This window comes from Kaistella treverensis (assembly GCF_900114045.1).
Lineage (GTDB): Bacteria > Bacteroidota > Bacteroidia > Flavobacteriales > Weeksellaceae > Kaistella > Kaistella treverensis.
Genome location: NZ_FORQ01000001.1, coordinates 215,493 through 241,723, shown reverse-complemented (window position 1 = coordinate 241,723; position 26,231 = coordinate 215,493). Strand labels below are relative to the sequence as shown.

The 26,231-nt window shown below is 40.2% G+C and carries 23 protein-coding genes; 9 read left to right on the top strand and 14 right to left on the bottom strand.

Annotated features, from left to right (window positions below):
* Nucleotides 1–13 precede the first annotated feature (13 nt).
* The 6 genes from BMZ55_RS01195 to mnmE form a co-directional block, all read right to left on the bottom strand.
* Nucleotides 14–847 (bottom strand): helix-turn-helix domain-containing protein, encoded by an 834-nt coding sequence (locus tag BMZ55_RS01195; protein ID WP_089817931.1) that lies wholly within the window; start codon nucleotides 845–847, stop codon nucleotides 14–16.
* Nucleotides 848–924: 77 nt separating this feature from the next.
* On the bottom strand, nucleotides 925–1,224 hold the full coding sequence (locus BMZ55_RS01190) for a hypothetical protein (protein ID WP_089817930.1): 300 nt from the start codon (nucleotides 1,222–1,224) through the stop codon (nucleotides 925–927).
* Nucleotides 1,225–2,473: 1,249 nt separating this feature from the next.
* A complete protein-coding gene (locus tag BMZ55_RS01185) occupies nucleotides 2,474–3,466 on the bottom strand; it encodes a hypothetical protein (protein ID WP_089817928.1) in 993 nt (330 codons plus the stop codon).
* Nucleotides 3,467–3,472: 6 nt separating this feature from the next.
* Nucleotides 3,473–3,757 (bottom strand): helix-turn-helix transcriptional regulator, encoded by a 285-nt coding sequence (locus BMZ55_RS01180; protein WP_089819343.1) that lies wholly within the window; start codon nucleotides 3,755–3,757, stop codon nucleotides 3,473–3,475.
* 230 nt (nucleotides 3,758–3,987) lie between these two features.
* A complete protein-coding gene (locus BMZ55_RS01175) occupies nucleotides 3,988–5,127 on the bottom strand; it encodes a site-specific integrase (protein ID WP_089817926.1) in 1,140 nt (379 codons plus the stop codon).
* A 147-nt stretch (nucleotides 5,128–5,274) separates the two neighbouring features.
* Nucleotides 5,275–6,753: a tRNA uridine-5-carboxymethylaminomethyl(34) synthesis GTPase MnmE gene (gene mnmE / locus BMZ55_RS01170; RefSeq protein ID WP_089817925.1), complete on the bottom strand. Its 1,479-nt coding sequence runs from the start codon at nucleotides 6,751–6,753 to the stop codon at nucleotides 5,275–5,277.
* 133 nt (nucleotides 6,754–6,886) lie between these two features.
* Between mnmE and BMZ55_RS01165 the strand changes: the two genes are divergently transcribed.
* Nucleotides 6,887–7,867: a dipeptidase gene (locus BMZ55_RS01165; protein ID WP_089817923.1), complete on the top strand. Its 981-nt coding sequence runs from the start codon at nucleotides 6,887–6,889 to the stop codon at nucleotides 7,865–7,867.
* Nucleotides 7,868–7,987: 120 nt separating this feature from the next.
* Nucleotides 7,988–8,479 (top strand): nucleoside deaminase, encoded by a 492-nt coding sequence (locus BMZ55_RS01160; protein ID WP_089819341.1) that lies wholly within the window; start codon nucleotides 7,988–7,990, stop codon nucleotides 8,477–8,479.
* A gap of 346 nt (nucleotides 8,480–8,825) precedes the next feature.
* On the opposite strand, the gene BMZ55_RS01150 is transcribed toward BMZ55_RS01160, so the two are convergent.
* The 3 genes from BMZ55_RS01150 to gyrA form a co-directional block, all read right to left on the bottom strand.
* Nucleotides 8,826–10,598: an aminopeptidase P family protein gene (locus BMZ55_RS01150; protein WP_089817919.1), complete on the bottom strand. Its 1,773-nt coding sequence runs from the start codon at nucleotides 10,596–10,598 to the stop codon at nucleotides 8,826–8,828.
* Nucleotides 10,599–10,745: 147 nt separating this feature from the next.
* On the bottom strand, nucleotides 10,746–12,134 hold the full coding sequence (locus BMZ55_RS01145; RefSeq protein ID WP_089817917.1) for a tetratricopeptide repeat protein: 1,389 nt from the start codon (nucleotides 12,132–12,134) through the stop codon (nucleotides 10,746–10,748).
* 25 nt (nucleotides 12,135–12,159) lie between these two features.
* A complete protein-coding gene (gene gyrA, locus BMZ55_RS01140; protein WP_089817915.1) occupies nucleotides 12,160–14,766 on the bottom strand; it encodes a DNA gyrase subunit A in 2,607 nt (868 codons plus the stop codon).
* Nucleotides 14,767–14,913: 147 nt separating this feature from the next.
* Between gyrA and BMZ55_RS01135 the strand changes: the two genes are divergently transcribed.
* Nucleotides 14,914–15,228: a DUF4286 family protein gene (locus tag BMZ55_RS01135; RefSeq protein WP_089819339.1), complete on the top strand. Its 315-nt coding sequence runs from the start codon at nucleotides 14,914–14,916 to the stop codon at nucleotides 15,226–15,228.
* On the opposite strand, the gene BMZ55_RS01130 is transcribed toward BMZ55_RS01135, so the two are convergent.
* Nucleotides 15,229–16,263 carry an acyl-CoA reductase gene (locus BMZ55_RS01130; protein ID WP_089817913.1) on the bottom strand — a complete coding sequence of 345 codons (1,035 nt, stop codon included), beginning with the start codon at nucleotides 16,261–16,263 and terminating at the stop codon, nucleotides 15,229–15,231. It lies immediately after the preceding gene.
* A 59-nt stretch (nucleotides 16,264–16,322) separates the two neighbouring features.
* Here BMZ55_RS01130 and BMZ55_RS01125 point away from each other — a divergent pair, with 59 nt between their 5' ends.
* The 6 genes from BMZ55_RS01125 to BMZ55_RS01100 all read left to right on the top strand — a co-directional run bounded on the left by BMZ55_RS01125 (nucleotide 16,323) and on the right by BMZ55_RS01100 (nucleotide 21,803).
* On the top strand, nucleotides 16,323–16,673 hold the full coding sequence (locus tag BMZ55_RS01125) for a 4Fe-4S binding protein (protein WP_039345141.1): 351 nt from the start codon (nucleotides 16,323–16,325) through the stop codon (nucleotides 16,671–16,673).
* Between the two features lie 81 nt (nucleotides 16,674–16,754).
* The gene (serC, locus tag BMZ55_RS01120; protein ID WP_089817911.1) at nucleotides 16,755–17,819 is read left to right on the top strand and encodes a 3-phosphoserine/phosphohydroxythreonine transaminase; all 1,065 of its coding nucleotides are present in this window, start codon (nucleotides 16,755–16,757) and stop codon (nucleotides 17,817–17,819) included.
* Nucleotide 17,820: 1 nt separating this feature from the next.
* Nucleotides 17,821–18,783, top strand: a complete 963-nt coding sequence (locus BMZ55_RS01115) for a D-2-hydroxyacid dehydrogenase (protein ID WP_089817909.1) — start codon at nucleotides 17,821–17,823, stop codon at nucleotides 18,781–18,783.
* A 2-nt stretch (nucleotides 18,784–18,785) separates the two neighbouring features.
* Nucleotides 18,786–20,030: a DUF1015 domain-containing protein gene (locus BMZ55_RS01110; RefSeq protein ID WP_089817907.1), complete on the top strand. Its 1,245-nt coding sequence runs from the start codon at nucleotides 18,786–18,788 to the stop codon at nucleotides 20,028–20,030.
* Nucleotides 20,031–20,085: 55 nt separating this feature from the next.
* Nucleotides 20,086–21,450 carry a M20/M25/M40 family metallo-hydrolase gene (locus tag BMZ55_RS01105; protein ID WP_089817905.1) on the top strand — a complete coding sequence of 455 codons (1,365 nt, stop codon included), beginning with the start codon at nucleotides 20,086–20,088 and terminating at the stop codon, nucleotides 21,448–21,450.
* Nucleotides 21,450–21,803, top strand: coding sequence for a diacylglycerol kinase family protein (locus BMZ55_RS01100; protein WP_089817903.1), 354 nt, complete (start codon nucleotides 21,450–21,452; stop codon nucleotides 21,801–21,803). Before BMZ55_RS01105 ends, BMZ55_RS01100 begins: the two co-directional genes overlap by 1 nt.
* Before the next feature lie 269 nt (nucleotides 21,804–22,072).
* On the opposite strand, the gene BMZ55_RS01095 is transcribed toward BMZ55_RS01100, so the two are convergent.
* The 4 genes from BMZ55_RS01095 to BMZ55_RS01085 form a co-directional block, all read right to left on the bottom strand.
* Entirely contained in the window at nucleotides 22,073–23,416 is a 1,344-nt protein-coding gene (locus BMZ55_RS01095) for a DUF262 domain-containing protein (RefSeq protein WP_233701859.1), read from the bottom strand.
* Nucleotides 23,406–23,819, bottom strand: coding sequence for a DUF262 domain-containing protein (locus tag BMZ55_RS11405; protein WP_233701858.1), 414 nt, complete (start codon nucleotides 23,817–23,819; stop codon nucleotides 23,406–23,408). Before BMZ55_RS11405 ends, BMZ55_RS01095 begins: the two co-directional genes overlap by 11 nt.
* A 317-nt stretch (nucleotides 23,820–24,136) precedes the next feature.
* Nucleotides 24,137–25,528, bottom strand: coding sequence for a dihydrolipoyl dehydrogenase (gene lpdA, locus BMZ55_RS01090; RefSeq protein ID WP_089817901.1), 1,392 nt, complete (start codon nucleotides 25,526–25,528; stop codon nucleotides 24,137–24,139).
* A gap of 83 nt (nucleotides 25,529–25,611) precedes the next feature.
* The gene (locus BMZ55_RS01085) at nucleotides 25,612–26,220 is read right to left on the bottom strand and encodes a DUF305 domain-containing protein (RefSeq protein WP_089817899.1); all 609 of its coding nucleotides are present in this window, start codon (nucleotides 26,218–26,220) and stop codon (nucleotides 25,612–25,614) included.
* Nucleotides 26,221–26,231 lie beyond the last annotated feature (11 nt).

The following is a 26,231-nucleotide window of genomic DNA, read 5'->3' as shown; positions in this document are numbered from 1 at the left end:
TTAAAAGTAAGATTTAGTTTTTAAAACGCCTGCGGTAAACAGCCGGACTTTCGCCTGAGTTCTTCTTGAAAAAATGCCCGAAGGAATACTGGTCGCTGAACTTAAGATCCATGGAAATTTCGTATATACTCTTTTCCGTGGAAGAAAGCAGCGCCATCGCTTCCTTCATCACATAGGCCGCAATGATCTGCCCGGCCGTTTTGCCGGTCACTTCTTTTAAAATGGCCGTGAGATGTCTGGAAGTAATAAATTGCTTTTCGCCGTACCAGGTTACCTCACGCTGTTCGGGAAAATATTCACCAACATTTTTCAGAAACTGAAGGGTAATCTCCTGTTTGCGGGACACTTTTTCCTTCGCGAAAACCGCGTTTTGCGAAATAATATCGCCGAACAGATACACGGCGGAAGAGAAAAGATGCCTGATCACTTCCTCGCGGTTTTCAGATTGATCCTCGCTTTCAAGGATACTCTGCAAAAGTGCTGCGTTGTTCCAAATCCTGGCAAAAGGTGTAGGATCCAGACAAAAATTGCGCACCAGCTCGTTCCGGAAATAGACAAAAGCATTCAGCCGGTTGATCTTGAGGGGAAGTTTTTCGGTGTACTGACGGGAAAAAGCGATAACCAGTATTTCCGGTTTTTCGCTTATTTCCTGAAGTTCGTATACCTGCCTCGAATCGATCAGTGCCACACAATTCTCGCCCAGCTCGATGCTGTTCAGGCCTTCCGTAAAAATGAGTTTTCCCTTTTTCAGGATCAGGAAAGCCGGTGTTTGAGGATGATGCGGCCTGCCTACCGCAATAAATTCAAAAATATTCTCAGCATTAAAGATCCGGATCGGGTATTCCAAAGGTTTAAATTTTAGGCAAAGATAATTATTTAGGTAGCGGAAGAATCATGAAAATGTATCTTGCCTTTTGCTTAATTTTAAATTGAAACATTCCGTGGATTAACACCGTCTCCTAATAGGAATGATAATCTAAGCAAGTGGTACTCTTCAAAACCAAAATGCCGGTAGACTCCCGCAACACTCGCATCATCGTAACCCAGAATAAAGCAGTTGGCAAACAGAATTGATTGCAGTTGCGTGAGCTGCAGATATTCCGACAACATCGCGATCTGATCTTTAAGCATTTCAAAAAGTGGTTCCCGAAGATGCGAATCTCTGGAATGCAGATAAATTTCCTCGATAACGTCCAGCACGTTGAATTTGATCTCTGTTTTCATAAAAGATGTTTATGAGACAAAGATGACGGAGTTTACGGACAAAGTGTGACGCTTTAGCAGGAAAGGTCTACTTCGTTGAATATTTGCACTTTTAATTGTGTAGATTTTTGAATAAAGATTCAGCGAACCCCAGTGTAAGTTTCATTTCATTCACCAGCTGACTATGATTTTTTTTTCAGCAATAATTCAACTTTTAAAGCAATGCTCTTCCGTCTAAATGCCATAAAAACAAAAAAGGAGTTCCGACTTTTTTCACCTTTTGCAAAAAAGGCAAGAGGTCTTGGTATCCAAAACTTGAAAAGTTTGTGGGTACAAAGACACATCTTGCTGTTATCCGTTTTAGAGCTCTAAAAAGTGAAACCTGGTATTATTTTGCCCAGGTTGCAATATATTAGACCTGTCTTTATTTACTCAGGTATATGTATGTATTTGTTAAAAGGGATCGACATGCCTTTTGGTATAATTCGTTGCCTAATAATGAAGGAAACGTGGTACTATTTTACGCAGGTTAATTAGTAGACCTGTAGTGAATTTGCGCAGGAGGTATTTATTGTTTTATGTCCGACCGAAAAAGCACTTTGGTATATTATCTCCCTTGCTCAAAAAAACCTACAGCTATTTTACGCAGGTGAACAGAAATTCCTGTGTAGACATTACTCAGCTACCTGAAACTAATTAGCGCAGCGCCACTGTCGATCTAGCGATGCACCTTGTACTAATTTACGCAGGTTGCAAAAAGAAAACTGCGACTACATTTGACTTACCTGGAGCTATTTTACTCACCTTAATCTTCAAAAAAAAGCAATATTCGCCTAAAACCAAATGACACTGGTATTATTTTCAATTTTAAAGACTAAGTTTTTATGTTTCTGACGTAGCTCTTTTTTTTTCTTTAAAAGCAAAAACTCAAAATGGAGATAATATCCAATTTTGCCTCGGAAAACAAAAAAAATAATGATCTGAATATCAATTAGTTAAGCCAAAAGAAATCGGTTGTTTTTTATCCACAATTATTAATACATTAATAAAAATAATAGAGTTAATTACATTAGTATAATTAAGGAAGGAAATTGAAACCCTTAGGGAAGTCCTTCTGAGAGCCATTTCCAAGAACATAGAACTGATTAAAAATGGAGATAATAACCAAATATTCGGAAATAATATCCAATTACATGGATATAAAATCCTGTTGCATGAAGATAAGATCCTACGTATGGGAGATAAGATAACATTGGACGGAGATAACATGCTACTTTTCTGCGAGCATTTCCAGAACACCCTTTATATACTCACCACCTTTCAAATCTATCTGAATTTTGCGTTTCAGATGAGAAGACAGCCCAATATAACCTCTTAGATCATAAAGCTGCTTTAAAACTCTTAAATGCCCTTCTTCAAGGCTTCGTGTTTTCTTTAAATATTTCAGTGAGCGGCTTATCTGTAAATCATTGAGTGAGCTGAAGGTTTGATCTTTTCCAACAGATTGTTCTGTATAATAGATTACAAAATGATATTGTCCGTTCGAGAATGAATAATTGAAGCTAATGTCATTCAGACTATCCAAGTCAGCTTTTACCGTTCGTAGAAAATCTCTTTCAAAGCGGTAACGACTATCGTACTTATCGGTGGAAATCGCGAGCTCACTAAGTACTTGGGAATAGCTTTTTACAATTTTGCCAATCTTCTTAAACTTTAAAATCCACAGAAGGAATTTTAAGGTATTGGAGGTTGAAGCATGATATGGCAATTCCCTTTTTAGAGAAAAATATTGACTCATATTCAATAAGTTCTTTATTACGGCCCTATCCATATTGAAAAAAATGTTTTTAGAATTCCAGCGAGGTTCAGAAATGAACGGGACAGCTTTAAATCCATTAATGGTTACATCTCTTAACCTAAACCAATTGATGTTGGACATATTGATTAAGGCGCTTTGAATGACAGTGTTTTTCATTTTTCTCCCGGGATTCAATTGGTCCGTGGGAATTACGAATTCCATGACGCCTTGATTTGCCCATCCCTCGAAACAATCGTCAAAAGAGAGCTGTTTTTCTTTTGGATTATTGAATGGTAGTTTTAATTCAATAAAGGCCGACTGCTCTTCTTTTATTGATGCAAGAATCATCATAATTATCCGTTGCTCAATAATCGTAGTATTTTGGGTAATCAGTACTTCACGAAAGTCATTAGAAAACAATACTTTCTTTCTGGGTTTTGTTACAAAAGATCTATTCTTTTCCAACTCACTTTATTTTTTACGTAAAGAAAATTCAATTGCTTCCTGTTGAATTTCATCGTTGGACTTATGGCTGTTTTTTAATAACCAAGCATCAATTTTTTTCCGCTCAAAAAAGAGAACTTTTCCGTTAGGTTTAGAGAATGCGATACTGTTAGAATGTACTAATTTGTAGATGTATGATTTCTTGAATCCTGTGTAATCTGAAAGTTCTTCAACGTTCAAAATTTCTTTCAAACCGAATATATGTTTTTCAATTCGGTTGAGCTTGTGAATAATTATTTCGTCCCTTTCCATGTTTTCGTTTACTCGTTTAGTCAAAGCAAAAGTCAACATTGAAAACCATAAAAACAACATAATCAATACCTTAAAGTGTAAAAAACAATATATAAGGTTATTAAAGATGATTAAACGATTAAAAAAACATTATAATGGGTTATTCTGGATTCAAAAACATTTAAATTAAATGATTATTAACCGATAATATTTAAAAAGTAAATGATATTAAGTTTTGAAAATGGTAATTTCTACATTTCAAGTTTCAATTCAGGAATTATTTCGGCAGCCGCTTTCATATTTTTATCGACGATTTTCGCATAAATTGCTGTTGTTTTGAGTTCACGATGTCCCAGACGTTTCGAGACTGTATAGATATCAGCGCCATTTTCCAGAAGCAAAACCGCATTGGTATGTCGCGCTGAGTGAAAAGTTATATGTTTAGGCACCCCCGCGCGATTGCACCACCGCACGATCTCGGTATTGTACGTCATTCCGTATTTCAGGCCCCTAAATACACGCTCTTTTGGTGAGTCCCGTTCTCCAAGTAGTTCTCGAGCTTGCTTTGAAATATAGAGATACTCTACACCGTCGGTTTTGTCTTGACGAAAATTAATCTTACTGTTTTCACCTTCGTCACGAACTTCAGACCAAATCATCGAATTAATATCAGACCACCGGAGGCCGGATAAACATGAAAACAAAAAAGCCCTCTTTAAAACTGGATATTTACATTCCGTTTTTGCTAAGGCCTGCATTTCATCAAACGTTAAATATTCTCTTTGACTTTCCGCCTGCTCGAAGGATTTTGCTTTTTTCGCGTAATCCACTACCAGATAACCTTCGTCGAATGCGCTTCGTAAGGCAGCCTTGAATTTATTAAAATACGAATACTTAGAGTTTTGGGATAAAGGCAGTTCGCTTTTAGTAAGCGCTTCTTTTGCGAAATAATTTCTTACACGTTTAATCAGATTTTCATCTATATCATCGAATGTCAAATTTGCAGGGATAACTTTCTTAAGATGTTGCAGCGTCGAAGTCCAGTTACCGTAATTATTAATTGAGTTCTGGGTAGGTTTCTCTTCCGTAAGCTCTGCAAAGTAGTTGAGAAATGCTCTTTTCGACTTCGTTGTATTCTTTAAATCGAACCTTCCTTGGACATAGTCAGATTTCCGAATCGCCAAAATACTATCTGCAAGTAGTACACTTTCTTTATTTTCCTTTTTTTCCTTCAAAGTTTGCGGGTCTCCATGAAGATAAATCTGTAAGTTTTCGTACTCTCGAAGATGTCTTCTTTTACCATCCGGAGAAACGGCTGTTCCCTTATAATACTCGACAAATAGGCTAATCCGCCCGTCCTTTAATTTCCTCTCGTTTAGTGATATTTTCATAAGTAGTACAATTGTACTGTTTTATGGGTTCGCGTAGTACAAAAGTAGTACAAAGATAGTAATATAGTCCAATATACGAAAACTTAAAAATCATAAATAATTGATAATCAACTAAAAGAAAGAAAAAGAAACCAAAGAAAAGCTAATCTATTTCCCGATACAAAACTTCGAAAATATATTACCCAAAACCTCATCATTGGTAAATTCACCCGAAATTTCCCCTAACTGTTCAAGGGCGTTCCGAAGTTCATAAGCCAAAAGTTCGGTATGAATGCCGGAGCGTACCGCCTCTTCCACCTGTAATACAGATTGCAGCGATTTTTCCAAAGCATCGTAATGTCTTTGGTTGGTAATGATGACGTTGCTTTCCTGGTCTTTCAGATTTTCCACGTAGTCAGTCAGCACATTTTTTACCGCCTCAATGCCGGTTTTTTCTTTCGCAGAAATCTGCAAAATTTGGTCACAATAATCAGAAAAAAGTTCCTGTGTCAATTCACGGTCAAAGTCGTTCGGAATTTCATCGTTTGTCAAATCAACTTTATTATGAACCAACACGATTTTCAAGTCTTCTCGGTGAAATTCCTTCACAAAAGCAATCACCTCTTCCGGGGTTGAATCCTGTTCGTCATATAAATATAAAAGCACTTTCGCCGAAGCAATTTTCTCTTTCGCTTTCGTCACACCAATTTTCTCAATAACGTCGGTAGTTTCCCGAAGTCCAGCCGTGTCCACAAAGCGGAAAGCCGTGCCTTTTAGGTGAATTACTTCTTCAATCGTGTCGCGCGTTGTTCCTGCAATTTCGGAAACAATTGCGCGTTCTTCTTTCAGCAAAGCGTTCAGCAAAGTAGATTTCCCCGCGTTTGGTTTCCCGATGATAGCCACTTCCACGCCGTTTTTCAGCGCATTTCCGTATTGGAAACTTTCAATCAGCGCGCGCAGTTTTGTGCGCAGGTTTTGTAGCAGACTGTTCATCGCGCTGCGGTCTGCAAACTCCACATCTTCTTCAGCAAAATCCAGTTCCAGTTCAATGAGCGAAGTGAAATTCAGCAGGTCATTGCGCAAAACCGAAATCTCATTGGTAATTCCACCTTTCAGCTGGTTCAGCGCGACTTTGCGTGACGCTTCATTTTCGGAAGCGATTAAATCTGCGATGGATTCTGCCTGCGCGAGGTCAATTCTGCCGTTCATAAAAGCGCGCATGGTAAATTCTCCGGCTTTTGCGAGGCGTGCGCCACTTTTCACCAAAATTTCCAGAATTTTCTTCGCAATATGCGGCGAGCCGTGGTACGAAATTTCCACCACGTCTTCGGTGGTAAAAGTTTTTGGCGCCCGAAAAATCGCAACCATCACCTCATCAATCAGCTCAATTTCCGTTCCCAGATTCACCCCTTGGCTCTTGGCTCTTGGCTCCTGATTTTCGGCTCTTGGCTCTTGGCTCTCGGCTCTTGGCTCTTGGCTCTCAAAAATATACCCATAATGCACCGTATGAGACGCCGCTTTTTTCAGGTTTGCGCCTTTAAAACACCGTTGCGCAATTGTCACCGCTTCCGCGCCTGAAAGACGGATAATTCCCAAAGCGCCCACACCGTTCGCGGTGGCAATCGCACAGATCGTATCTTGATTCATACCGCAAAATTACGGAAATATTCCGGTCATTAGAAGCACAGAAATCTCGCTTCTCCGAAGATTCCAACCCGTTTTTTCGGTCTTTTTTTTGGTAAATTTGTGAATTGGTTAAAATGAAAATTTGAAATTGAATATGAAAAATGCTGTAATAGATCTGCATTGCGACTTGCTGAGTTACCTCGCCCAACCGAATTCTGACATCAACAACCCAGATGATATTGGTTGTGCTTTTCCGCATTTAAAAACGGGAAACGTAAAGCTGCAGGTGATGGCGATTTTTGCAGCGACCGAGCCCAAAAGCGTGGAATTTGGTTTGAAACAAAGTGAAATTTTCCGGGATTTAAACGAAGAAAAAACCGATTTCTATACTTTTGAAAAAAAGCATCTTGCGGATTTTGGAAGTTATGAAAAAGTCGGAATGATTGCGGCGGTGGAAAACGGTTCGGCTTTTTGTGATGAAAATATGCCGTTGAAAGAGGGTTTTAGAAATCTGGAAAAAATCATCGAAAATACCGGTAGAATTTTATACATCGGACTTACGCATCATACCGAAAATCGTTTCGGTGGTGGAAACTTTGCAACAGCAGGTTTAAAAAACGACGGAAAAGCGCTGATCGATTATCTGCACGGCAGAAATATCGCGATTGATTTTTCGCATGCAAGTGACGCGTTGGCGTACGATATTTTGAATTACATCTCCAAAGAAAATATTAAAGTTCCGATTATCGCGAGTCATTCCAACTACCGCGAAGTTTTTGCACACAACAGAAATTTGCCTGATGAAATTGCAAAAGAAATTATTCACCAAAAAGGTTTAGTCGGCCTGAATTTCATCCGCGCTTTTGTACATCCGGCAAAAGTGGAAGCTTTGGAAGAACACGTCGCGCACGGACTACAATTGGGCGGTGAAAACGCAATTTGCTATGGCGCCGATTATTTCTACACCAAAAATCATCCGGATCAGTCGCGTCGGCCTTTTTATTTTAAAGAACACGACAATGCTGGTGAATATCAAAGCATCAATTCAAATTTCGAGCGGATTTTTGGTACGGACAAGGTTGAAAAAATTAGCTTTAAAAATGCACTGAGCTTTTTGGAAAGGAATTGGATTTGAGGAGGAAGGAGGAAGAATGGATGAAGAATGAATGATAATTGGTGAATGGTGAATGGTGAGTGGTTTAGGATAAAGAATGAAAAAAAATTGTCATTTAAGCAGGTAAAAAATTTAATAAAAATGAAAAAAAATATTACAAAAGCCGATAAAAAATATTTAAAAAGATGTGTAGAGCTTGCCGCTTTAGCAGTTGACGCGGGAGATGAAGCGTTCGGTTCCATCTTAGTTGACAAAGAAGGAAAAATCATCGCAGAAGACCACAACCGCGTGAACGAAAAAAATGTGCTGGCACATCCGGAAATCGAGCTGGCGCGTTGGGCAGTGGAAAACCTATCCGAAGAAGAAAGAGCTGCCATCACCATGTACACTAGCGGTGAGCACTGTCCCATGTGTTCCGCGGCACACGGCCTGGTTGGTTTGGGCGCATTGGTTTACCTAAGTTCCGCGAAGCAACTGGGTGAATGGAAAAGTGAATATAACCAACCGGAAGCGAAAATAAACTTTCTGCCCGTGGAGGAAATCATTAAGAATATCGAAGTTCGCGGCCCGGGTGAAGGTGAACTTTTGGAAGAGATAAAAGCACTTCATCTACAGAGCTGGAAGGTAAAGTAGCAACAAAGTGCAGCGGTTGCTAATATGAAATGAAAAAAAGGCCGAATAGCCGGTAAAAACCCGGGAAGGCGCGAGCGAAGCGAGCGCCAAAAAGAAAATTTGTAGCGGCAGTTTTAGGAGACAAACTCATTACTACAATATTGAAAAATACACCCAAATAACAGCTAAAAATTGCAGTTATTGCGTGAGGGATCGCAATGGAAATCCTTTTTGTTTTTTGCGGTGGAAAGGCGCAGGCAAAAACAAAAAGATTGCAATGAAGAGCCCGACCCGAGCCGCCGCGCAAGCGGCGGCTCGAGGCACGCCCCAATAAAAAAAGTGTAGAAAAATCTACACTTTTTATTTTTTAGAGCGGTTTTACCTGGTCCAGGAACCAATTTTTCACCTCGCCTTCCAAATCGTTTTCTAGTTTCTCGCGACACCATGCGTGGTACTCGTTCAGCCAGTTTTTTTCCGGCTCGGTAAGCAGTTCTGTCGCGATAATATTGCGGTCGAACGGACAGATGGTGAGCGTTTCGAAATCGTAGAACGTGCCGAAATCCGTAGTTTCTATTTCGCGCACCGCGATAAGGTTTTCGTGGCGGATGCCGTAGTGGTAATCGTAATAAAAACCGGGTTCATTGGATAAAACCATGCCCGGAATCAGCTGCTGCATATTCATGTCCTTGCGGATGTTCTGCGGACCTTCGTGGACGTTCATAAAGCTGCCCACACCGTGCCCGGTGCCGTGGTTGTAGTCTTTACCTTCCATCCACAGCGCAAGTCGCGCAAAAGCGTCCAGTTGCACGCCGCGTGTGCCTTTCGGAAATTTGACCATAGAAAGCTGAATGAGACCTTTGAGCGCCAAAGTAGCGTTGTGGCGGAACTCATCTGAAGCGCTGCCAAGTGCTAAAGTTCGAGTGATATCGGTAGTTCCTTCCAGATACTGACCGCCGGAATCTACTAAAATCGTATCTTGTTTGGTAACATCTTTGCTGCCTTCGCTCTTTGCTGAATAGTGCATGATCGCGCCGTTTTCACGGTAACCAACGATGCTTCCGAAACTTTCGCCGACGAAATTTTTACCTTCTGCGCGGAAACCGCGAAGTTTTTCACCGATGGAAAATTCGGTCATTTTTTCTTTTCCGGCCTGATGGGTTAGCCAGTAAAGGAATTTCACCATGGCTACGCCATCACGCTGCATCACGGTGCGGAAACCTTCGAGTTCAGTTTCGTTCTTGATGGCTTTCATTAAATTACCAGGAACAGCTGCTTTGATGAAGGTATTTTGGTCTTTTAAAGCTTCAAAAATTGCATGATTGCTGTTTGGCGAAATAAGGATTTTTTCGTCTTTATAGGTTTTTAATTCGTCGAAAAACTGGTCGTAAGGCAGCACTTTTACCCAACATTCCTGCATTTGCTCGCGCGCGTCGGTATCGAGTTTCTCCAGATCTACGAAGAATTTGGTTTCGTTTTTCGTTAAAATGATATAGCCAAGGAAAACGGGATTGGACTGCACGTCGCTGCCGCGTAAATTAAGCGTCCAGGCGACATCATCTAAACTTGAAATAATGTGTACGGAAGCTTCAACCTCCTCCATTTTCTGGCGGATGTCGGCGAGTTTATCAGCCACCGATTTTCCGGCTCTTTCAATCGGATGAACAAAAATCGGGTTTTTCGGTGCACCGGTACTTCGGTCTGTCCAGACTTCTTTTAAAAGCGGCAAATCGACCAAATTTTTCCCTTTTGCTGAAAGTTTTTCCTGCAAAAGTTCGCAGTTGGTATTGGAAGTTGCTAAAGCATTTACCGCGACCGTCCCATTTTCAGGTATTTCGGAAATGATCCAGTCGATATAATTTGGAGTTCCATCCATTCCATCTTTAAAAAGATCGATGCCGGACCCTTCAAGTTCGATTGGTGCCTGCACGAAATAACGGCCGTCTGTCCACAAACCTGCTTTATCTTTGGTGATTACTACAAATCCTGCAGAACCGGTAAAGCCTGAAAGCCAGGATCTTTCCTGCCATTCTGCCGGCAGATATTCGCTCATATGCGGATCGGCGGAATACACAATAAAAGCATCAATATTATTTTCTGCCATTTTCTGGCGCAGCAAAGCTATTTTTTCGGCTGATGTCATAATCTATAATTTGACGTGAATTTACGAAGAATGTCAGACTTTAAAAAAAATTAGCCGTTAAATCGACTAATTTTCCCGAATTGCTTCATAAAAAAAGTATACTGAAATAGCTTCAGTATACTTTTAAGAAATTTATTTAAAAATAATTTATTTCTGAGCCGCTAACATAGCCGCTTCTTTATCTTTAAACTCTTTATATTTCGCCTCGTTTTTTGTAGAAAGGTACAGACCTTTAAGCAAACTCACGACGTCGATATTATTGCTGTCATATTGATACCATTTTTCAGCGTATGGTAACGTAGCAGCTAATCTGGCTCTTCTTGCTTCAATGATTTTATTTGCAAGTTCTGTTTTTCCGGCTTTACGCGCGGTATTGTAGTCTTCGGTAGCTTTTCCATCATCACCCATTGTAAGATAAGTAAGGTTTTGGTGCGCCTGAATTAAATCCGGCTTCACTTCCAACGCTTTTTTGTAAGAAGCAACAGCATCTGCTACTGTTGCAGGATCTTTACTTTGTAAAACTCCCAGGTTGTACCAGTTATTGGCATCATTCGGGTTTTTAGCCAACTGCGATTTCAGGTTGGAAACAAATTCGTTGGTTTTACCGGATTTATAAAAAGCTGTTCCCTGCAGTTCCATCAATTTAGCACTTGTCGGGAATTTTTTCAGACCTTTTTCGATAAAAGCCAAAGCATCATCTGACCGGTCGGAGTCCAAAAGCAAAGCTGCTGTTGTTTCATATAATTCCTGCTCCAGACTTTTGGAGGTTTCAGTCTTGAAATCTGAATAATCTCCGGAAGCACCCATTTTTTTGTAGAGTTCCCAGGTGGATTTTTCCAGATTTTCTACCTCACCGGACTTTTTGTTTTTTGCGGTGTAAGTAGTTTCAATTCCGGTGTAACCGGAGTTGATCAAGTCCATATACACATCAGTTGCTTCTTTTTTCATGTCACCCAAAGCGTAGGTTAAACCGGAATAATAAAGGTATTTTTTGTTATCCTGACCCGCTGCGCTTAAAAGTTCATAAACTTCTCTAAATTTTGGTGCTGCAACACTGTATTTTTTCTCATTATAGGCTGCTAAAGCTGCTTTGTTCGCCGCTTCGATTACCGGATTGATAGAAGTACCTAATTTTCCCATCAAAGTTGGAACATAAGTTTCTTCCTTCAAGCCCTGAATACCGGAAGCGTCAGCTGCTGTTTTACCAACATAGTACACTTTGTTTTTAGAAGAATCTTTACCAACATAAATTTTATTTTTGGCAAGATCATTAATTTTTGCTAGGTAAGATGCGCCTTCTGCAGATTTACCGGCCTTTAAAAGCGACAAACCTTTAGCATAATAATACTGCTCTAAAAGTGCTGGTTCCAAAAAGTAAGTTTTGGTTCCCATGGCGCTTTCAGCCTGCGCGAGCTGCGCGGTAGTGGTTGCGATATCGCCGGCATCAATGGCTTTTACAGCTGCTGCGATTTCTTTTTTCTGTGCGAAGGTAAACACAGCGGTAAGCAGTGCGGCACTTAAAAATATTTTTTTCATTGGTTTTAAATTAAATGGTTGCTATTTATTCTTCCTCTGTTTCACTTTCAGAATCTAGAGTATCCCGGGTTGGATGGATTTCATCACCAGAAGTTGGATTGAGATTCAAATTTACACCCTCTTCTCCATTTTCTTCGCCTTCAAGATCAGGAGCAGTTTCTGCTTCATCAACGATTACTTCCTTATCCATTTCCACTTTTGCGATGGCAGCAATTTCGTCATTTTTCTTAAGATTAATTACTTTCACACCTTGTGTATTTCTACCCATAATGCGCATTTCGTCCATGCCCATTCGGATGGCAACACCGGATTTATTGATGATCATCAATCCATCATCATCAGTCACCATTTGAATTGCAATTAGGTCTCCGGTTTTTTCGGTGATATTTAAGGTAATTACTCCTTTTCCGCCACGGTTTGTCACACGGTAATCTTCTACAGCAGTTCTTTTTCCATAACCTTTTTCTGAAACTACCAAAACAGATTCATTTTCAACATCTTCTACGACAATCATTCCGATCACTTCGTCACCTTCATCTAAGGTGATACCGCGCACACCGATAGAGCCACGCCCCACGGCTCTGGCTTTTTCTTCCGGAAAACGGATACATTTTCCTTTTCGAGTAGCGATCATGATTTCAGAATGTCCGTTCGTAAGTCTCGCGCCCAGTAACTGATCATCTTCGCGAATTTCAATCGCGTTTACACCATTTGTTCTCGGTCTTGAATATGCTTCAAGTGACGTTTTCTTGATGGTTCCGTTTTTGGTAATCATCACCACGTTCATCTGGTTTACATATTCCGCATCTTTCAGGTCATTGGTTCGGATATAAGCTTTAATCTTATCATCCGGCTCAATATTAATTAAATTCTGCACCGCTCTACCTTTCGCAGTTTTGGAACCTTCCGGAATTTCAAAAACTCTTAACCAGAAACATTTTCCTTTTTCGGTGAAGAAAAGCATGTACTGGTGATTGGTAGCAGCTACAATATATTCAAGGAAATCTTCATCACGCGTAGTTGCAGCACGGTTTCCAACTCCTCCTCTACTCTGTACTTTGTATTCAGAAAGCGAAGTTCTTTTGATATAACCTGCGTGAGAAATTGTTAAAACCACTTTTTCGTCCGGAATTAAATCTTCGATGGACATTTCACCACCGGAATAATCAATTTCAGTACGTCTTTCGTCGCCGTACTTTTCTTTCATTTCCAGCATTTCATCTTTAATGATTTGATATCTTCTTGGCTCATTGGCTAAAATATCTTCCAAATCATTGATTAATGCCATAATTTCATCATATTCCGCACGGATTTTATCAAGCTCCATTCCGGTTAAACGAGCCAATCTTAAATCAAGAATAGCCTGCGCCTGAAGGTCGGAAAGTTCGAATTCAGTCATCAAACCATCTTTCGCTTCGGCTGGATTGGAACTGTGACGGATAATAGAAATCGCTTTATCCAGCGCATCCTGAGTTCCGATCACTTTCATGAAACCTTCAAGAATATGCGCTCTTTCGCGGGCTTTATTCAAATCATATTTTGTACGGCGAACAATCACCTCGTGGCGGTGTTCAACAAAATGATGGATAATATCTTTAACGTTCAGCTGTACAGGACGGCCTTTTACCAACGCAATATTATTTACGCTGAAGGAAGTCTGTAAAGCAGTATATTTATAAAGCGTGTTTAATACTACATTCGGAATAGCATCATTTTTCAGTTCATAAACAACGCGCATACCCTGACGGTCAGATTCATCGCGGATTTCATAGATTCCCGGGATTTTTTCATCTTTAACAAGCTCCGCAGTTCGCGCGATCATATCGGCTTTGTTCACCTGATACGGAATTTCCGTTACGATAATCGCGTTTCGGTTTCCGATTTCTTCAAAACCAACTTTTGCACGCAAAACAATTCGCCCGCGCCCGGTGTGTAAAGCATCGCGCACACCGTCATAACCGTAAATAATTCCACCTGTCGGGAAATCCGGCGCGATGATGTGTTTCATCAGTTCATCAATTGTGATTTCACGGTTGTCGATGTATGCACAAATCGCGTCAATAGATTCCGTAAGGTTGTGCGGCGCCATATTGGTCGCCATACCTACAGCAATACCGGAAGTTCCGTTCACCAAAAGATTTGGAATCTTTGTTGGCATTACGGTTGGCTCCGTTAAGGAATCATCGAAGTTATTCTGGAAATCTACAGTATCTTTATCAAGATCGGCCAAAATTTCATCTGAAATTTTTCTAAGTCGTGCTTCGGTATAACGCATTGCCGCCGGCGGATCACCATCCACGGAACCGAAGTTACCCTGACCGTCAACCTGCTGATAGCGTAAGCTCCACGGCTGCGCCATTCTCACCATCGCATCATACACCGAAGTATCACCATGCGGGTGGTATTTACCAAGAACATCACCCACAATTCTGGCTGATTTTAAATGTTTTCTGTTCGAAAATACATTTAAGCCGTACATACCGTAAAGAACTCTTCTGTGTACGGGTTTTAAGCCATCTCTTACATCGGGTAACGCGCGGGACACAATCACCGACATCGAATAATCGATATAAGAGGATTTCATTTCATCAACAATGTTGATAGGAATTAACCTTTCTCCTTCTGTATGCATAATATTTTAATGTAATGAAAGTCAAGCGGTTATACTGATGCCTGAACCTTCTCTAAATTCTGATTTTAACAACGTGCTAAATTACGAAAAAAAACCCGAATTTTGCACCAAATAAATCCCGGCAACCATAAAAATAATTTAAAAAAAATGAGCCTTTTAAGCGTCACTTTTCACAGCACAGCAGACATCCAGAACCAGTGGTCCGATTACTTCACAACGGAGCTGCACCAGATGGTAGAAAATCTTTTGGATGTTGAAAAATATATTCTTTCTGAAGTGGAAAGCGACATGGTTTCAGAAGGTCAGAACACCAACCTTTTGCTGATGTTTTCCGATGCCGAAAAACGCCAGGACTTTGTAGAGATCGAACTCACCAATATCACCGAAATTATCGAGAAAAAATTCGCTGATCAGGTGATGGTTTTTGTTACTTTTTTGAATCCGAGTAAGACCCGATTTTAATTAAATTACTTCTAAGAACGCCATGGTGTCCACGTTATCGGCGTAAGTTGATAGCGAAGGATTTTGTGCTTCGCCAAATTCGATGGAATCTAAGCCCAATTCATTTTTCGCTGCTATAGCCTGAATATTTTGGTTATTTTCTGCTATAAATTCTTTGACTTCCTCGATGTTTTTATAACGCGTAAAATTAAGCACAGAAAGCGGCGAAAAAAGATCAGCATCTTCTTTCAGCATCACAAAATTATTGTCCCAGAATCTCTCCTGATTCAGCAGATAAATCGCGCGGTTATATTCATAATTATTCGCGTATTTATTGTGATTGATGATGTCTTTAAAAGAAACCAAACTTTCAAAAAGCCGGTCGATTACAAAGTCTTCCGGAATAAAAAATCGAGTAACATTTCGGCAACCCAAACCGAAATACCTGAAAATATCTTCGGCTAAAAGCTGAAGTTCTTCCGCTGTTTCATCACCTTTTAAAACTGCGATTGATGTGCGGTTTTTCCGGATGATGTTCAAAGAATCTTTGAAATAATATTCCAGATAACGTGCGGTATTGTTACTGCCCGTTGCGATTACCGCATCGAAATTCTGTAATCTTTCAACGAATTCAAAAGGAACATTTCCCTCAGAAAATTCGTTCCATTTACTCAAAAGAAAAGGCATCAAACGTTTGTCTTTCGACGATAGTTTAATAAGCGGAAAATGTTGGCTTAAAACGACCGAAATTACATCATGAAATCCCACCATTGGGATGTTTCCTGCTAAAATTAAACCGACTTTTTTGGGGTTTTTTGCCGGTTTGTATTTTGAAAGCCAGTTTTCGAGCGAATTTTCCTTCAATAATTCCGCCCACTGCTTTAGAGCAAATTTTTGATTTTCAAGCGTAAACCATGGATTTTCGATTTCCGATTTTCGCAACACTGCAAAAAATCCCTCATCAATTTCGCTATAATTTTCAGCTTTTTTTTCTAAAAAATCTTCAATATAACTGCTTAATTTACAAAGGCCTAAAATTTGTTTTTGTAGCTTCATTGTGCGGAAAATTGGGGGATTTTTAGTAATTTTGTGCAAATTTAAAAAATAAAGTAGCAATGGCTATCAAAATAACAGACGAATGTATTAATTGTGGTGCTTGTGAACCGGAATGTCCGAACAACGCCATCTATGAAGGCGCCGTAGATTGGAAAGCTTCCGACGGAACAGCATTGAAAGGGACTGTAGTTATGAAATCCGGCTTAACCATCGACGCTGATGCACCGCAGGAACCGGTAAGCGACGATATTTATTTCATCGTGACAGATAAATGTACCGAATGTATGGGCTTCCACGAAGAACCACAATGTGCGGCGGTATGCCCGGTAGACTGCTGTATTCCAGATGAAGACCATGTAGAATCTGAGGAAAGTCTGCTGCAGAAAAAAGCCTTTTTACACGGCGAATAAGCTGAATTTTTCAACACGAAATTTTACCGGCTATTAGCCTATTTTTTCCTGAAATATAAATCTTTTTAAATATCATCGACCATGAGTAAAAAACACAATTTCAGCGCAGGCCCCTGCATTTTACCTCAAGAAGTTTTCGAAAAATCCGCAGCAGCAATTCTTGATTTTAATGGCATCGGCCTTTCACTTTTAGAAATTTCGCACCGCAGTAAAGATTTTGTTCCCGTAATGGATGAAGCGCGCGCGATTGTAAAAAGGCTAATGAAACTGGGCGATGATTATGAAGTACTTTACCTTGGCGGTGGCGCCAGTTTACAGTTTGTCATGGTGCCTTTTAACCTGATGAAAGCTGAAAACGGAAAAGCTGCGTACCTTGACACCGGCACGTGGGCAGCCGGCGCAATCAAGGAAGGAAAAAAAATGGGTACGGTAGATATCGTCGGCTCTTCAAAAGAAAAAAATTACTATTTTATTCCGAAAAATTATTCCGTAGGTAGCGAATATGATTATTTTCACTGCACCTCCAATAACACGATTTACGGCACGCAGATGAAAGAATTCCCGAAAGTGGATACACTCATGGTTTGCGATATGAGTTCTGATATTTTCTCCCGCGTGATCGACTTCACCCAATTTGATCTGATCTACGCCGGAGCTCAAAAAAACATGGGACCTGCGGGCACTACTTTGGTCGTGGTTAAAAAGGAAATTTTAGGCAAAACAGGCCGCGATATTCCTTCTTATCTTGATTATTCTCTGCAGATTGCAAAAGAATCCATGTTTAACACGCCACCGGTTTTCCCTATTTATGCGTCGCTTTTAACTTTACAGCATTTAGAAAATAACGGCGGAATTGAAGCTGCTGAAAAACGAAATATCGCAAAAGCGGAATTGCTTTATTCTGAAATTGACCGAAATCCTTTATTTGAAACTTTCTGCGAAAAAGAAGACCGATCGCTCATGAACGTTTCTTTCAAATTATTGGATGAATCGAAAAAAGATGAATTCGACACAGCCTGGAAAGAAGCCGGAATTAACGGTTTAAACGGTCACCGCAGTTTAGGAGGTTACCGCGCCAGCATGTACAATGCGCTGCCGATAGAAAGTGTTCAGGTTTTGGTTGATGTAATGAAAAATTTAAATTAAGATGAAGGTTCTTGCAAACGACGGCATTTCTGAAGCCGGAAAAACAGCGCTGAAAGAAGGCGGAATTGAACTTTTAGACGCAAAAGTTTCTCAGGAACAGTTAGCCGATTTTATCAACCAGAATGAGGTAGATGTATTGCTCGTGCGCAGCGCGACAAAAGTACGTCAGGATCTCATCGATGCCTGCCCTGGTTTGAAAATAATCGGTCGCGGCGGTGTCGGCATGGACAATATCGATGTCGAATATGCCATCGACAAAGGTCTTTACGTTATTAATACTCCGAAGGCTTCCTCGCGTTCCGTAGCAGAAATGGTCTTCGCACACTTCTTCACCTTAGCGAGATTCCTGCACGAATCGAATAGATTGATGCCGCTGGAAGGCGAATCTAATTTTAATGCCCTTAAAAAATCTTTTTCAAACGCTTTTGAACTTCAAGGCAAAACTTTAGGAGTCATTGGCTTTGGTGGAATTGGTCAGGAAGTGCTGAAAATGGGAATTTCTCTCGGCATGAAAGTGAAGGTTCTCACCAGAAATCCGAAAACGGAAACGCTGACTTTAGAATTTTTCGACGGTCAAATGGCAAATTTTCAGATTTCTACAGAAAACGATATCAATACCTTTTTGGAAGGTGTAAACTTTTTAAGCATCAATACGCCGGCTTCGGACAGTTATATCATTGATAAAGCACAGTTTGAAAAAATGCAGGACGGCATTTATATCGTCAATACCGCGCGTGGTGGCGTCATCAATGAAGTCGAATTGCTGAATTTCATCGAATCCGGAAAAGTGGCCGGTGCAGCTTTGGACGTTTTCGAAAGCGAACCGAAACCGGAACTGGCTTTATTAATGAATCCAAGCCTATCATTAAGCCCACATTTAGGCGGAAATACCATAGATGCGCAGGAGAAAATTGGCCGGGAGTTGGCAGAACAGATTATTGAAATCAAAAGAAATTCCAAGTAAATATGCCGATATTTAAACCTTTTCGAGGAATTCGTCCGAGCGAAGATTATGTCGATATTTTCCCGACTCATCCGCTGGATAATTTCTCCCAAGATGAAATTATTAAAAAAGCACAACAGGAATCGTCTTATATTCAAATGGTTAAGCCATTCGTTGTAAGCAAATCGAAAGATGTGGACCGCAATCTGCGGAAAATCCGTACCAACTTTGAAGAACTGGTAGCAGATCGAAAACTCGTTCAGGATAATGCTTCCTACTATTTGTACGAGCAGATTCTTCCCAGTAAATGCGTTTACCGCGGACTTTTAGGTCTGGTAAGCGTGGAAGATTTCTGGAACGGCAACATCAAAAAACACGAATCTACCCTCACCCACCGAAAAGAAAAACTCGCCTATTATCTTGATAAGGTAAATATTCAGGCAGAGCCGGTTTTGCTGACTTATATGGCAAATCCGAAAGTGGAACTGCTGATGAATCACGAGCAAAAAAATGTTCCGATTCTTAATTATTTATCTGAAAACGGTACGCGACATAAAATTTGGCGAATTGATAACCGCCTGAAAATGCTGCAGTTTAAAGAGGTTTTAGATCAAATTGATTCGTTTTATATTGCTGACGGCCACCACCGGATGGGCTCGGCGGCGCTTCATGCAAAAAATCAAAAAGAGAAAAACAAAAAGCACAACGGTACAGAACTTTACAATTATGTATACAGTTTTATCGTGAGCAACCAATCGATTAAAATCCACGATTATAACCGGCTTTTAGAAGATTTGAACGGTTTGGATTCTGCGGATTTTTTAAAGAAAATCGAAAAGAATTTCCAGATCCACGAAAAAGGCGAAAACATCTATTTTCCGTCGCAGAAATTTCATATTTCGATGTATCTCGACGGTAAATTCTATTCGCTGCACGTAAAGCACGAACTGCGGAAAAAAGAGGGCGAGCTGAATGATCTCGACCATTTCCTTTTGGAAGAATTTATCTTTAAAGATATTCTGGGCATCGAAGATCCGAAAACCACCGAAAAAATAACCTATTTAAAAGGAAATTCCACAATTGAAGGCATTAAGGAAATGAAAGAAAAAGTAGATTCCGGCGAATATAAAATCGGTTTCGGAATTTATCCGGTGAGTTTCAATGACCTGTTGAAAGTATCGGACAATAATATCAAAATGCCACCGAAATGCACCTATATCGAACCAAAACTCGTAACGGCGCTTTTGATGTATGATATGAAACAGTAAAAATTTGCCGTTTTAACGAGGTTTTTTTTATATTTGATTTTCAATTAAAAATAAAATGAAATATTCTTTACTAAAAATACTTCCGCTCTTTCTGGGCGGAATTTTATTTTCGCAGCAAAACAGCGATTCCCTTCAGTTCAAAAAAATTTCCGATGAAATTTTGGTGAATGGCAAAGCCTATGAAAATCTGCGCGATTTAACCCAAAATGTCGGTCAGCGGCTCAGCGGTTCCGCGGGTTACGAGAAAGCCACCGATTGGGCGGTACAAAAGCTGAAAGAAGCCGGTGCAGATAAAGTTTGGAAAGAAGAAGTGATGGTTCCCGTTTGGGTGCGCGGTGCAGAATCGCTGCAGATCAAAGAAGGAAACGGAAAATGGAAAACGCTCAAGATGCTGTCGCTGGGCAATTCCGAAGGAACAAAAGGTAAAGATGTAGAAGCTGAAATCGCGTTTGTGAGAACAAAAGAAGATTTCGACAAGCTTCCGGACAGTCAGGTGAAAGGAAAAATTATTTTCTTCAATTATGCTTTTAATCAAACATTCGTGAACACTGGACAGGCGTACGGTGATGCCGGAAAATACCGCCGGAGTGCCGCTTCCTGGGCCGGAAAAAGAGGCGCAAAAGCCGTAATTATCCGTTCATTGTCTTCGGCGTTTGACGATGTGCCGCATACCGGCGCAATGCGTTATGATGAAGATGATACCGCTAAAATAGCAGCCGTTGCTATTGGGCCGAAAAGCGCTGATGAACTGGAAAAAACGCTGAAAACCCAGAAAGTTTTTGCCAAACTGAATTCCAACTGCACCATGAAAGGTGAAAAACTCTCACACAACGTAATCGGTGAAATTACCGGAAACAAAGACAAAAGCGTGCTTGTGGTGAGCGGACATCTGGATTCCTGGGACGTGGGCGAAGGCGCGCACGACGACGGAACCGGAATTGTACAAAGCATCGAGATTTTACGCGCTTTCAAAAAATTGGGCTTGAAAAATAACCACACGATTCGCGTGGTTTGTTTTGCCAATGAAGAAAATGGGTTGAAAGGCGGAACGACTTACGCTGAAAACGCGAAAAAAAATAACGAAAAACAAATTTTTGCTATTGAAAGTGATGGCGGAGGTTTTACGCCGCGCGGTTTCGGTTTGGTAATGACGCCGGAAAAAAGAGCGCAGGTGCAGTCGTGGCGGAATCTTTTTGCGCCCTATAATGTGCACAATTTCGAGTTGCAATACGCCGGCGCTGATATCTCGCCGTTGGAACCTGCAGGAGTTCCTTTAGCGGAACTTTTCGTGGATCCGCAGCGCTATTTCGATATTCACCATTCCAACGAAGATACTTTTGACAAGGTGAACCGCCGCGAACTTTTGCTTGGCGCCGTGGCAATGGGCCAATTGATGTACATGATCGATAAAAACTGGTAATGAGAAAACCGCCGCTGCAGCGCAGTTTTGCCAACGCCGCCAGAGGTATTGTCTGGATTTTCCGGAATGAGCGAAATTTCCAGATTGAATTTTTGGCGCTTCTAAGCAATATCTTTCTGATTTTCTATTTTCAGGTTTCCCCCGCGGAGGCGGCGATTATTATTTTGGTCTGCTTCGCGGTGCTGAGTCTGGAACTCCTGAATACGTGCCTGGAAAAAATCTGCGACGTGGTGCAGCCGGAATTTGATTCGCGCATAAAAATCATAAAAGATGTGGCGGCAGGCTCGGTTTTTCTGATGGCAATTGCCGCGATTATTATTGGCTTCCTGATTTACCCGAAATATGTTTTTTGAAAAAATTTGCCGTTAAAAGGCGGAATTTTTCCAATTTACTGTTAATAAAAAAAATGCCGTCGTAGCGGCATTTTTTTTTGTTTCAGGTACTTTCGTTTTAGAAAAAAACAATGTTTTAAGGAGAAATTTTCACTGTTACGTTTTGCGACTTGGCACATTGGCAAATTTTGCAGTACAAAACTGTCTGCCAGAACTGAAATTGATAAATGGCAATAACTTAATTTAGTATTGAACCCGTTTTTTGCTAAACGTCTGTTTGTGCTATTTTGTTATAATTGTTTTATTAGGTTTTTCTGTTTTATAAAAGCAATAAATTCATTTACTATTTTTTCCGTTCTGACAATTATATCACCTTCCGCAAAGTCAGTTTTACTTTTTGCAAAGGTCACTAACTCAGAAATAATCGAACCTGTTTTATGCTGCCCTTTGTCGTTGGTAAACCCTTTGTAATATTTTATTTTATCACTAAATCTGTAGTCAGACGCTCTAATATTTATTTTGTCTTCAAGTAAAGATTTGTTCCCAAGGGCCTCTAATAGTTTCCTGTTGCTAAGTGACTTATCATTTTCTTGTCGTTTTTTCGCAAAAATATGTTCAATATCAAAAATCGTATTGAGCGCGGGGATTTCTTGTGCATCGTCTTTAAACGCCCACCAAGTTAAAATTGATCTAGTTATTGGCCTTCCATTTTTAAACTCAAAATTATTTATTGCTGTCCGTAAAGAATGTTCATCAAATTTATGTTCTTCAAAGTTGACTATTTTGTCCGTAACAATATTAATCATCTCCGCGTAAACAGGCGTTCTTAAAGCATTAACTCCGGGATTTGTAAATGCAAATGCCCAAACAAATGCGATGGTTTTATTTAAAAATTCATCTAATTTTGTTTCTTCTAGTAGTCTTACTTCATTCTTGTTTTGCAGAAAATACACTGATAAAAAATAGGTCCACATACTGTTTGGTGCGGAATTCAGGATAAAAAATTTTCTCAAGATATTAGGTGAAAATCTATCAGGATTCTGATTATAGACATCATGCCAGAAATCAACAAGGATTTTTAGATTTGATAATGTCTCATCTTGCTTTAGAATTGAGTATTTACCTTTCTCGTAAAATTTTCGTAAGGCCTCGGTTGTGGTTGATTTTATTCCCTGCTTCGCGCGAACAAAATACATATACCTGGTAAAAAGTTCGTCCATTGGTGTACCGTTCAATGGCTTAAAAATTCTACTCGTAATTTCCTCAAGCGTTTTCCATTTTTCTATGAAATAGTCCTTTTGGTTTTTTGATGAATAATGCTTGTAAAATTGTGCTTTGAATATATCAGCGTCAGATAGTGGAAGACCTCTATCATTCAATGTTGAAAAAATTCTCAAAGCGGTGTCTTGCGATTCTGCCTCAATCGGCAATAGAATACAATTGCCTAAAATCCTTGCGGGCAAGTATGCAAAATATCCGGGATATTCACTTAAAAAATTATCTATCTTTTCTTGAAAAAAGCGATAGTTCTTAGCATAGTTACTCTTTTGATCTTTGTTTACAATCCCACTTTTAAGTATTTCTAAAAACTCTTCTTTGTCATTATCGGTTGCAACTTCCGAATCAATTTTCAAAATGTTTTAGATTAGGTTGTCCAAACTCATTTGTTTTCCATAAACATTGGGCAATTCTTTCACGAGTACTTTTAGAGTTCTCGTCTTGCATTTTTCCAAACTTTGCATAAAAAGCGCGTAATAACAGCATCAACGTTGTCAATCGTTGTTGTCCGTCAATTACTTCTTTTTTATTTCTGTCATTTTCAAAAGTAACTATTGAACCTAAGAAGTATTCTTCAATTATATCAAATTTGTCACTGTTATTGTCTGGAAATGCGAAGGTAAAAATGTCGTCCCAAAGAGTTTGGCATTGATCTTCTTCCCAAGCGTAAGGTCTCTGATAATCAGGGATAAGAAAGTCAGATTTTTTATCTGAAAAAAGTAACATTATTGTTTTCTGGTCAACATTAAGTTTTGACATATTTATATTTATTTTTGTGCGTTATATTTGTTTCTTTATATTTCTGCTACATCTCAAATATACATATTTTAACAACATATTTAACACTTTTTAACAAATTTCGCAGCCCGGCTTGAACGGAGCTCTCCGCCGTAGCGGAAGCGGGAGTGGAAGACATAAATGAGGTAAAAGCGAATGCTTTTATTGAAATTTACGAACGTTGTTCAAAGCTGCCAAAAAAAATACAAAATAAACGGATTGCTTCGCGTCGCTCGCAATGCCGCACAAAAAAAATTCCAGCTTTTAACTGGAATTTTTTATAAATATATTTTGTCCTTTTAGATGTGAATCACCTCGCCGTAAGCGGCTGCTACAGCTTCCATCACCGCTTCGGAAATCGTTGGGTGCGGGTGAATGGATTTCAGGACTTCGTGGCCGGTAGTTTCCAGTTTACGCGCTACAACAGCTTCGGCAATCATGTCGGTAACACCGTCGCCCACCATATGACAACCGAGCCACTCGCCGTATTTCGCATCAAAAATAACTTTGATGAAACCGTCGGTGTCGCCGTTTGCAGTAGCTTTTCCGGAGGCTGAGAAGGGGAATTTACCCACTTTCAGTTCGTACCCTTTTTCTTTTGCCTGCTTTTCGGTTAAGCCAACCGACGCCACTTCAGGATGCGCATACGTACAACCAGGAATATTGCCATAATCGATTTTTTCTACGTGTAAACCTTTGATTTTTTCCACGCAGGTAATTCCTTCCGCAGACGCCACGTGCGCCAAGGCCTGAGTCGGTAAAATATCACCAATCGCATAATAGCCCGGAACAGAAGTCTGGTACCATTCGTTCACCAAAACTTTTCCTTTTTCTGTTTGGATGCCCACTTCTTCGAAACCCTGACCTTCAATATTTGAAGAGATTCCAACTGCGGACAATAAAATATCGGCTTCTAATGTGATATTTCCTTTCTCGGTTTTCACGGTCGCTTTCACGCCGTTTCCGGAAGTATCTACTGATTCTACAGACGCATTGGTCATAATCTCGATACCGGATTTTTTCAGGGATTTTTCAACGTGTTTTGAAGTATCTTCATCTTCCACCGGAAGAATATTCGGCATGAATTCCACCACCGTCACTTTGGTACCCATGGTATTGTAAAAATCCGCAAACTCAATTCCTATAGCGCCCGAACCCACAACAATCATGGATTTTGGCTGTTCCGGAAGACTTAAAGCCTGGCGGTAACCGATGACTTTTTTGCCGTCCTGTGGCAAGTTCGGCAATTCACGGGAGCGCGCGCCGGTCGCGATGATGATGTGTTCTGCAGAATATTCAGTGGTTTTTCCGTCTTTATCAGCAACAGAAACTTTTTTACCTTTCTGAACTTTTGCAGTTCCCATGATGACATCGATTTTGTTTTTCTTCATCAGGAAAGCGATTCCACCGCTCATTTTCTGAGCAACGCCGCGGCTTCTCTGGATGACTTTAGAAAAATCAAAACCTGGATTTTCTACTTTATTTAAACCGTAATCTTCGGCTTTCTGTAAATATTTAAAAACGTGTGCAGATTTCAGCAAAGCTTTCGTCGGGATACAACCCCAATTCAAGCAAATTCCACCTAAACTTTCTTTTTCGATAATCGCAGTTTTGAAACCCAATTGTGCGGCTCTGATTGCCGTAACGTAACCACCAGGTCCACTGCCGATGACAATAATATCGTAGTTCATTATTTAAAAATTTGATGCGAATTTACGGAAAATTTCCGAGTGTTTTCGGGGATTTTTGCGCGGGTTTTCTTTAAATTTTATAATTAATTTTTATCAAGCCACGCCTGCAATTGCGCGATTTCGGATGTTTGATGCCGCACAATCCTATCGGAAAGATTCAACAGTTCTTTTTCCTTGCCGAATTTCTGATACACTTTCGCCATATCGACGGCACTTTGATGGTGTGGAATCATCTGCGCCGCGTAATCTTTGTCAATGTCGTTATAGACTTTCGTGTCACTGTTCATCATCGCCGCCATGGACTGGTTAAGCGCCTGTTCGAATTCTTTATTTTCCGGAAAATTTGCCGCTTTAGCGGCATATTTTTTCATTAAAGCAATTTCGGTATTTTGGTCTGCGATGACTTTCTGAGCGAATTTTTTCAGCTCCGGATCGGTGCCTTTTTCAAGCAAAAGTTGCGACATATCCACCGCGCCCTGATGGTGTGCGATCATCATATTGGCAAAATCCGCATCGATGTTTCCGGTAGGTTTGCCGCTGTGCATGTCGTCCATCATTTCATCCATCAAAGCGACCATTTCATTCTTTTCAGAATTTTCTGAAATTTTGCCCGAATCAGGGGAAATTTTTTCAGTTTCGCTGCAGGAGAAAAGCAGGAATGAGATTGAGAAAGCCAGAAGTGTTTTTTTCATTTTTTTGAGTT